This window comes from Clostridium muellerianum (genome assembly GCF_012926525.1).
Classification (GTDB): Bacteria; Bacillota; Clostridia; order Clostridiales; family Clostridiaceae; genus Clostridium_AM; species Clostridium_AM muellerianum.
The window spans coordinates 22,687-31,692 of the sequence record NZ_JABBNI010000030.1; the positions used below are offsets into that span (position 1 = coordinate 22,687).

A 9,006-nucleotide genomic window follows, 5' to 3' on the forward strand; every position below is an offset into this window, starting at 1 on the left:
GATTCAAAACTGAAATGAACCTACTATTTACAGGCTGTGCCTTAGGTTGTGATTAAAATAGATAACTTAAAATATATAGATAAAAAATAGTTATTATGAAAGCTACGTTTTTAAGATAATAGGGATAATAGTATTTATGTAAACTGAAGTAAGAAGAAACGTTAAGCTGTATGAAGACTGATATATGTTGTGCAGGAACATTCGAGCAAATTTTAGAAGTTCTTTGCTTGAGATATTGAAAAATACCGTAATTTTTGCCAGGACGGCAAAAGCTCTGAAAGCGACAGGACGTCGCATTTGAAGAGGTAGGTATTTTTCACTATCTCAAGCAATTAGAACTTCTTAATGAAGTGAGTGTTCCTGCACAACATGTATCAGACGTAATACAGCTTAACGTTTCTTCGTTTATTTACGTCACACTATGTTTATATTGTTTAAAGTTCAGTTGATACTAAAAAGTCTTTTAAAACTTCTTCATATTTATTTTGATATATAGAATATGAGCCTATATGCGTAGAATCTGGAAAGCTAACTAATTTACTTTTGCTATTTTTAAAGGATTTTTCTATTTTTAAACTTTCAGTGTATGGAATTGTAGTATCTTTTTTTCCATGTATCAAAAGTATAGGTATTTTAGATTTACTAACACTACTTACAGGTTTTACAGTACTGTAGTCTACTCCATAAATAAGCTTAAAATTTAATAGTACCATAGGTACAAATGGAAAGTCAGGAAGACCTGTCCAAATTTTCATATTAGATTGTAAGTAAGTTTTTAAATCACTGAAAGGGGAATCTGCAATAACAAAGCTTATATCATTTGTTTTGTCTATAGAACTTAAAGCAGTAGCTGCTCCCATAGAAAATCCTATAACACCTATTTTATCTCCAATACCTTTTGATTTTATAAAGTTTACAGCTCCTAAAAGGTCCTGCTGTTCTTTAAAACCAATAGTAACACCATCTTTTCCAGCGTAATCCCCATGACCTCTAAAATCAAATAGAAGAGTGTTGTATCCTTGACTTAAAAATATTTTGGATAATTGAAGATTATCTACTTTTACAGAAGAGGCGGTTTTTCCACCTGACATAAATTTTGAATCTCCATATCCATGACATATTATAATAGTTTTTTTGCTATTACCGTTTTTTATAAGACATCCATTTAATGTTATGTTATTACTGAGACTATTAAAATTTACATTTTCATAAGTTTTTATTCCATATCCTTTAATATCAGGATGAAGACTAATTGATTTAGGATGGCTAAATTTAATTACAATATAAGCCGAAAATCCCTCCAAAACTATAATAGCAATTAATATAAAAACTAATACTATTTCTAAAGTTTTATTTAAACTCAAAAATGGAAGCAGCTTTCCCTTTAATAATTCAGTTTTGTTTTCCATTGTCTGTCACTCCTTTTTAGCTTTGTTTATTTATGTTATAAGTCACATTTAAGATTATAACATAAGGATTACTTACAGCGAAGTAGTAAGGCATCTTCAAGAAAATAATAAGTCCATCTGCTAGTCTATTTTACGTCATGCGGCGTCGGCAGAACCCTTAGATAGTTCACTATCTGCGGAACCTGCCTCCTTGCCTAACGCAAAATATCCTTCGCATCTGGACTTATTATTTTTTTTCAGATGCCTAAATCGATTCAGAATAATTTGCCACCAGATATAATCTCATTAAAAGCATAAGTAATAATGTAAAAGCTTATACTACAAATTAAGATCTTCTTATTAGTAGAAACATTAAATTTCTTCACTTTAATTGCTGAAAATTTAAACAAATTAGTATTAAAAAATTGTTTAGTTACAAATTAGTAGTAACACTTAAATGAAACCATATATTTATGTTTTTACAATGTGTTTATTTATGATAAAATTAATATATATGGAAGGAGTGGTTAAGAATTGAAAAATAATAATCTTTTACAAAAAAAATCATCATTAATTTTTATCCTTACAATCATAGTTACTTTTATGATAGGGGGCTTTTTTAGTAGAGGATCAAAAGTATTAGCAGCAGACAATAAGACAAGTACATCATCAGAAAAAACAATAAATGTTAGTGGTGTTGGTGAGGTAAATGTAGCACCAGATATAGCTTATGTATCTTTAGGGGTAATGACTCAGAAGGAAAGTGTAAGTGATGCCCAAAAGGAGAATTCAAATGCAATGAATAAAATTATTAATGAAGTTAAAAAACAGGGAGTAAAAAGCGAAGACATCAAAACCGTTAATTACAGTATTACTCCTAAATATAATTATGATAATAAAACGGGAAGTAATAAGTTAGTTGGATACACTATTGTAAATGCTATAAGTGTAAAAGTTAAAGATATAACTAAAGTTGGTACTATAATTGATAATGCTGTGGCAAATGGAGCTAATAATTCTAATGGCATAAACTTTGGAGTTAGTGACTATGAAAAATACTATAATATGGCTTTAAAAAATGCTATATCAAATGCAAATAGTAAAGCAAAGGTAATTGCTGACTCTATAGGGGTAAAAGTATCAGTTCCTACAAAAATAATTGAAAATTCAACTGGAGTACCAAATACAAGCCCAATTTATTATAATGCTTCATTAAGTAAAGAAAGTACTCCTATAGAAACTGGAACTTATAAAGTAAGAGCTGATGTAAGTGCAGTTTATCAATATTAAAAATAAAGAAATTTTAATACTGATAAATATATAGTTAAATATGCAGAAATATTTTCATTATGTAGGTCAATAGATTTTTAAATTCACTAATTATGTCTAAGTGTATTATTTAAAAATCCTGTGATAAAGTTTCTTAATGAAGGAAAAAATTTTAAAGTTATTTATTAGGCATCAATATTGTAATAGTAGGATGTATATATTATACTTATAATTGAATAAAGTTTACTTTAGGTGATTTTTATGCAGATTATTTGGACTTTGGAAAGTTCAATAGTAAAAGCAATAGGTCACGTTATTAAGTAAATTTTAAAAAGATATCTATAAGTTAAGTAAAAGTATTTAATTTAATTGGAACTTTCACAAGGGGGTGTGGTTTGTATGAAAACGGAGCAAGAAAAGATGTTTGAAAATGTAATTAACAAAAAATCAGAAGAATCACCAGGAAAAACAGAACCCAAAAAGACCAACATGTTATTAGCTGCTTTTATGATGTTTATTTTTCCAATAATGCTTGTATGTTTAGGTATATTTCTAGGAGGTTATATAGGAAAATCTATAGGTACATCCATTAGAACTTTTCAAATTTTAGGAGGAGTAATTGCTTTTATTGTAGCTGTTATAGCTATAAAATTATTTGATAGATCTGCAGTATTAGATAAAAATGCAGAAAAAATTTATTGGGATGATATGTAATATTGTTAGTTTTAATAAGAGGCCTAGAGTAGGCCTCTTTTATTATGTTTTGACATATTAAAGAGTATTGTCTAAAGCCAAAAACCGTCTGCTATATAGGTGAGATTAGAATTTTAAGGAAAAGGTTTTTTCAAGATGTCTTATTTAAGCTCTGTAAGGTGAGACCAATATCTTTTAGGCATATAGCGGTTACGAAGCTTAGGATTTTCACGTTCTTTTATATTAACAGAGTTATAAAAGGTTTTCCAAAGAGATTCAAATTCACCATCTGGTGCGGTAAAGAATTTGGAATCTTCTCTTCTTAAGTCAGTTATAATAGCTGATTCTTTATTATACATAATTGCCAGCTCTCTTTTTAAGTCATGAATTATAAAGTTTTGATCAGAAAATCTTCGCGTAAAATGATTAAGTATTAAAGGCAAAATATTATGATCGGGCTCTATAGAGGCATAAAAACTTAATGGTGCTACTTCCTTAAATCTTATAAATCCAGTGAACATATGAGCTTCACAAGTAACCTTTTTAGTATATTTATCAACTAAAATTATAATATCATTATTCTTAGCTAAATTAATATTTGAACCATATTTATAGCAAAGTTTAAGATACTTCAAAGCAATAGAACTAGAATCTGAAATGTCACAAAGATATAGACAGTAAATATTTGTTAAAACTTCACTATTAAGCTTTTCTACAATGCTTTTATAGACTCTATCAAATTTATCATATTCAGTTTTAATATTTGAAGCTTCATTTATAAATGAGGGAATATAATCCCTAGATTTTGTTATAATGCAATGGTCTTTGCAGCCATAGGCATAAAAAATAGCAGTAAGTAATCCTTCAAAAGTGTTATCATATATATATTCTTTCAAAATAAAATCCTCCTATAGTTCACCTGTAATTGAGGTGGATTTATCATTTAATAAAAGTAATTTACTATTTGAAGAAACTTTAGGCATAGTTAAATTACCTATATTATTATCAAAAAAGCTTAATTGTGTGGCACCTTCATCTATTGAGTTTAAGTCAATTTTAGGAGTAAGAGCTTTTCTAATACGCATATCATCAAAGGCTACAGCTCCATAATATTTACCCTTGCAGGTGATAAAATACTGAGCTCTTTTCATAACTATGCCAAGTTTTTTTAGATCAAAAAAGTCTAATAAACCAATTCTACGAGCACTTACTATTTTATGTGCACCACGTATACCAATTCCAGGGACTCTTATAAGAGTGTTATAAGGAGCTTTATTTATTTCAACAGGAAATAGATGAATATTGTTTAAAGCATAGGTTGTTTTAGGATCAAAGTTAATATCAAAATTAGGATTCTTTTCATTTAACAATTCCTCTGCCTTAAATCCATAAACTCTTAGCAGCCAATCACCTTGATATAGTCTGTGTTCTCTAAAAGTAGGGGGAGTCTTGATTTCAGGAAGATTTCTATTACTATTAACAGGAACATATGCAGAATAGTAAACTCTTCTTAAATCAAACTTGTTATATAGGTTTTCTGTTAAATTTAGTATATTTAAATCACTTTCTTTTGTAGCTCCAACAATAAGCTGGGTACTCTGGCCGCCGGGAACAAATATAGGTGAATTTTTATATTTTCTACGTTCATACTTATTTACAATAATATTATTTTTAATATCACCCATAGGTTTTAAAATATCATGTTTATTTTTTTCAGGTGCTAATAATTTAAGGGATTTTGATGAAGGCAGTTCTATATTTACACTCATTCTATCTACAAGGGAACCAGCCTTTTTTATAAGGTCTTTATCGGCTCCAGGAATTGCTTTTAGATGAATATAACCTCCAAAGTTATGTTCATTTCTTAATTTATCAGCAACCATTGTAAGTAGTTCCATAGTGAAATTAGCATTTTTAATAATTGAAGAGCTTAAGAATAAGCCTTCTATATAATTACGTCTGTAAAAATTCATAGTTAAATTTACAACTTCATCAGCAGTAAAGGAAGCTCTCTCAATATCATTAGATCTTCTATTAATACAGTATGAACAATCATATATTCAGTAATTTGTTAAAAGTATTTTAAGCAGGGATATACATCGTCCATCTGGAGTAAAGCTGTGACATATACCACTTTGATGAACTGAACCAATACTGCCTTTCTTTGAGTTCCTATTTGATCCAGAAGAGGAACAGGATACATCATATTTAGCTGCAGAGGATAAAATTCTTAACTTTTCATCTATTTCCATACTTCATCACCAATCTTTGTATTTTTTATAAATTAAGTATAACTCATTTTTTATAAAAGAACAAGTGTTCGCAATGAAAATTGGAGGTACAAAATGATTGATAGACAGAGATATAATTATAAGTGTCAAAGATTTGACGTATGGAAGAATAAGCCACAACCTGATACAATAAACCCAGTAGTTAGTTAAAAGTAACTTTCTACAATCAAGCCATTAGCTTTTGCACTTTTGATGAAGTAGAGAACAACCAATTTTTACGTCTAATAACAAATAGTAAAAGCATACTACTGTTCGTATAAGTTTTGACTATTTTTAAAATAAGTGATAAAATGTTGCCTGCTAGTCAATAATATAAAAGCTTTATAATTTATAGCGTTTGAAAGGATTACTGATATGAAAAAAATAAGCACTAAAATCATAGTAACTATTATAATTTGCTGCGTTACTTTATCTTCAATCTTAGGAACCGTTTCAATAATTGCAGGAAAAACATTTATAAACAAGGAAGCTATGGACAAGCTTGTATATATGTCTAAAAGTATAGCTGGCGATTTAAATGAAAAATTTAAGCTGTCAGAAAACAAAGTAGATTATTTGCATTCTAATGTACTAAATACTTTTGATACAGAGCAATTAAAGTCAGATCCAAAATATATAGAAAAATACAAGAACTCATTATCATCAATTATAAAAAATTATTCAGAAGGTTCTAAATCTTCTTTGTCTATGTATTTCATTCTTAATCCAGACTTAACTGGTGAAGCAGCTGATGTAACTCTTGCTGATGTTAAAGATAATGGTAACTTTGAAACACAGCCACAATTAACAAAAGAAAAATATAACACTAACAATAAAAATATGCAGTGGTATTATGAAACCATAAAAAATAAAAATGGAACCTGGTCTATTCCACATACTTCGTCTATTATTAACTCAGATGTAATTACATATTCAAAACCTATATTCAAAGATAATATACTTATAGGTGTAGTTGGTGTGGATTTAAAACTTAGTTATATTAAAAGTTTAATAAATGCTATTAAAGTATATAATACAGGATATGCTTCATTATACAATGAAAAATATGATTATTTAGTTCATCCTGATTTTACATATAAGGACAATTTAGTCACAGTTAAAAATGGTGTTTACAAAGATATTTATGAACAAATGAAAGGGAATCAAGCTGGCTTTATTAAATATAAAAGTAAAAATGGACAATACAAGCTACTAGCTTATACAAAACTTTCAAATAAATGGGTTTTAACTGTTGCGCCACCTATATCTGAAGTCCTTAGCGGCATAAATAAGTTAATTATAATAATTTCTGCTATTATCATAATAGGAATAGTTTTATCCATAATTGCAGCACTATATTTAGGTAAAAAAATTTCAGAACCAATTAAAGTATCTACTGAACTTATAGATGCTCTATCTCAATGTGATCTTTCTTCAAGCATAGATAAAAAAGCAGAGAAATTTTTTAAGAATAAAGATGAATTAGGCATTATGATAAGGGCTGTATTTAATTTAAAGAAAAATCTAATTGATGTGGTTCATAATTTACAAAATAGTTCCAGTCAGATTTTTGAACATTCTAAAAGTCTATCTACAAATACTAATGATACTTTAATATATATTAATAATGTTTCTGAGGCAATGTCACAATTAGCAAGTGGTGCAACGGATCATACTGTATTTTCTCAAGATAGCTTAGAAAAAATTAAAAGTTTAGCTAAGGATATACAAATTGCTTTGCAAAGCTCCAATGCAGTAAAAGAAGCTCATATCAATGCTAAGGAAATGAGCAACAAAGGTTCTCAATCCCTAGATATACTTACAGAAAAATTTAAGATAAATAGTGATGTAACAAATAAGTTATCTACTATTGTTGATAATCTAGATAGTAAATCAGGTTCTATAGATAATATTGTAAGTACTATTAATAGTGTAGCAGAACAAACAAATTTATTAGCACTTAACGCAGCTATTGAGGCAGCTCGAGCTGGTGAATATGGTAAAGGGTTTGCTGTAGTGGCAGATGAAATACGTAATTTAGCAGAACAAAGCACAGATTATACAAAGGAAATAGCTATTATTGTAAGCCAAATACAACAAGAAATAAGTCTTGCAAAGAATACTATGGACACTGGCATAGACGCTGTAAGTAAAGCTAACACATCCATAATTGAAACGGAAAAATCCTTTGATTTAATTCAGGATTCTATAAAAAATAGTTTAAGTCATATAAATAATTTATCAGAGAATGTTAAAAATGTGGATGAAAATAAAGAAAAAGCTATAGTTTCTATTGAAAAGATATCTAATGTATCAGAGGAAGCAGCAAGTTCCACTGAAGAAGTATCAGCAATGGTTAAAGAACAAACTAGTGTTATGCATACTATTTCAGATACTGCTAAAGAACTTAATGAGTTAGCTGTTAAAATGGATAAAATAGTAGAAATGTTTAAATTAGATTCTACATTATCAAGTGAGTCTTAGAAGAACTTATCCAGGCTCGTAAAGTAGCTATGCCCAACTTAAAGAAGATGGGGGTATTAGCAATGGTAGCGATGGGATAAAATTAAAGGGCTGTTGGATATTTAAAATGGACCCTATAAGATAGACAGTTAAAAAAAGAGGCATGTGCTAGAAATTTAACTGATTCTATTTTATAGGGTCTTTTTGCTATACTTAAGGTATGAAGTTAGGAGAGTGCTGCTATGGGGAAAATTTATTTTACAGAAGAACAGCAGATCGAACTGCGTAAAAGTTAAAATCAAAACTAGTAACTTCAGTTGTATGGCAATGTGCTTATTATATTAAATTGAAATTTTGTATGTGAAAAAGTTGAGTTACTAAGAACCAATCCTATTCCATCTAAATTTCTGAATCATTTGATTTTAAGCGATAATTATTTTCCCTGCCATGGATCTCCACAGTGAAATCTTTGCACATTTCTATAATTCTGCTGCCAATGCCTTCATCAAAATTTAGAAGCTTTTCTATGGTGAATTCAGAAGATACTATTATGGGAAGATTCTTCATATATCTATAATTTATTATTTCAAAGGTTATATTTATATCTGATTCAGTGACTTTACCCTTGAAAAGATCATCTATTATTAAAACCTGTGCTGTTTTAAACTTTCTTGTGCAGGCTTCATAGTATTCTTCATCTAAAATGTTTTGTTTTAATTTTAATATTTGTTCTCTGTAGGACATATAAATTACAGGAATACCCCTTGATAAAAAATTTAAGCCTATAGCTGTACTGAATAGAATAGGTAAGAGCAGACTTCGACTTTACGTTAAGCCTCTCTTTTCCCCTCCTTCACACCGTACGTGAGACTTTCACCTCATACGGCGTTCCATCAATTAAATATTAGATTTTTAAGACATCA

General features: G+C 28.9%; 5 protein-coding genes and 2 pseudogenes. 3 read left to right on the top strand and 4 right to left on the bottom strand.

From position 1 onward, the window contains the following. Positions 1-434: 434 nt before the first annotated feature. Positions 435-1,409: an alpha/beta hydrolase gene (locus HBE96_RS15380; RefSeq protein ID WP_169298626.1), complete on the bottom strand. Its 975-nt coding sequence runs from the start codon at positions 1,407-1,409 to the stop codon at positions 435-437. Between the two features lie 513 nt (positions 1,410-1,922). Here HBE96_RS15380 and HBE96_RS15385 point away from each other — a divergent pair. Further along, positions 1,923-2,678, top strand: coding sequence for an SIMPL domain-containing protein (locus HBE96_RS15385; protein WP_169298627.1), 756 nt, complete (start codon positions 1,923-1,925; stop codon positions 2,676-2,678). A gap of 378 nt (positions 2,679-3,056) precedes the next feature. Continuing rightward, positions 3,057-3,371, top strand: coding sequence for a SoxR reducing system RseC family protein (locus HBE96_RS15390; protein ID WP_169298628.1), 315 nt, complete (start codon positions 3,057-3,059; stop codon positions 3,369-3,371). A gap of 140 nt (positions 3,372-3,511) precedes the next feature. On the opposite strand, the gene HBE96_RS15395 is transcribed toward HBE96_RS15390, so the two are convergent. Together HBE96_RS15395 and HBE96_RS15400 are read right to left on the bottom strand one after the other, a co-directional pair. After that, complete coding sequence (locus HBE96_RS15395) at positions 3,512-4,246, bottom strand: TIGR03915 family putative DNA repair protein (protein ID WP_169298629.1); 735 nt, start codon at positions 4,244-4,246, stop codon at positions 3,512-3,514. Positions 4,247-4,258: 12 nt separating this feature from the next. Beyond that, positions 4,259-5,602, bottom strand: a pseudogene (locus HBE96_RS15400) (putative DNA modification/repair radical SAM protein). Positions 5,603-5,995: 393 nt separating this feature from the next. Here HBE96_RS15400 and HBE96_RS15405 point away from each other — a divergent pair. Beyond that, positions 5,996-8,104, top strand: coding sequence for a methyl-accepting chemotaxis protein (locus HBE96_RS15405; RefSeq protein WP_169298630.1), 2,109 nt, complete (start codon positions 5,996-5,998; stop codon positions 8,102-8,104). 378 nt (positions 8,105-8,482) lie between these two features. Here the strand turns inward: HBE96_RS15405 and HBE96_RS15410 are convergent. Beyond that, positions 8,483-8,878, bottom strand: a pseudogene (locus HBE96_RS15410) (DNA replication protein); the annotation flags it as partial. Positions 8,879-9,006 lie beyond the last annotated feature (128 nt).

Bases quoted from the DNA above. Each gene is read 5' to 3' on its own strand.
- HBE96_RS15380 (WP_169298626.1), bottom strand. From the start codon at position 1,409: ATGGAAAACAAAACTGAATTATTAAAGGGAAAGCTGCTTCCATTTTTG.
- HBE96_RS15390 (WP_169298628.1), top strand. From the start codon at position 3,057: ATGAAAACGGAGCAAGAAAAGATGTTTGAAAATGTAATTAACAAAAAA.
- HBE96_RS15405 (WP_169298630.1), top strand. From the start codon at position 5,996: ATGAAAAAAATAAGCACTAAAATCATAGTAACTATTATAATTTGCTGC.